This is a genomic window from Bartonella vinsonii subsp. vinsonii (assembly GCF_902825235.1).
In the GTDB taxonomy this organism is placed as follows: Bacteria; Pseudomonadota; Alphaproteobacteria; order Rhizobiales; family Rhizobiaceae; genus Bartonella; species Bartonella vinsonii.
Genome location: NZ_CADEAJ010000039.1, coordinates 1 through 806 on the forward strand (window position 1 = coordinate 1; position 806 = coordinate 806).

Genomic DNA, 806 nt, shown 5'->3' on the forward strand with positions numbered 1-806 from the left:
TTTAGAAAACAGTCAAATCGATTGGAGTCGTTTTGAAGGAAAAGAAACGGTTGTCCTTAAAGAGCAAACGAAGAAAAAGCTTTTAGATCATCAGAAAGAAGCCCTTGAAGCTGTTTGTGAGGGTTTACAAGAAGCAGACCGTGGCAAGCTGATTATGGCGTGTGGAACGGGAAAAACCTTCACCAGTCTCAAGATAGCAGAACAAATAGCCGGAAAAGGTAAGCGTGTTTTGTTTTTAGTGCCTTCTCTTGCTCTCATGTCTCAAACGATAAGAGAATGGACAAGTGATACAGAGGTACCCTTGCGTTCCTTTGCTGTATGTTCTGATACACAAGTTGGCAAGCGGCGTAAAAACCAAGATGATGATGCTGGTCTTGATACTTCTGATCTTGCCCTGCCTGCTACAACAGATGCAAAACAGCTTGCTAGCAAAGCCAATAAGACTTCTGCTGATGTCATGACTGTTATCTTTTCAACTTATCATTCAATCCAAGTGATATCGGATGCTCAAAAGAAATATCATTTACCTGAATTTGATCTGATCATTTGTGATGAAGCCCATAGAACCACGGGTGCTGTGTTGGGTACAGACAACAGTGAATCTGAATTTGTCAAGGTTCATGACAACAGCATTATACAAGGCAAAAAACGTCTCTATATGACGGCAACTCCAAAGATCTTTACCGATAATGCCAAGAAACAAGCCAATGAGATTAATGCTGTTCTGGCTTCTATGGATGATGAAGAGCTCTATGGCAAAAACCTTTATACTTATACCTTTTCAAAAGCCGTTCAGAATAACCTTT

1 protein-coding gene is annotated in these 806 nt (G+C 40.4%); it reads left to right on the forward strand.

The features are described from left to right. Window positions 1-806 (forward strand): DEAD/DEAH box helicase family protein (locus J7R12_RS08590; protein WP_208439066.1); only part of this gene is annotated, 806 nt, incomplete at both ends.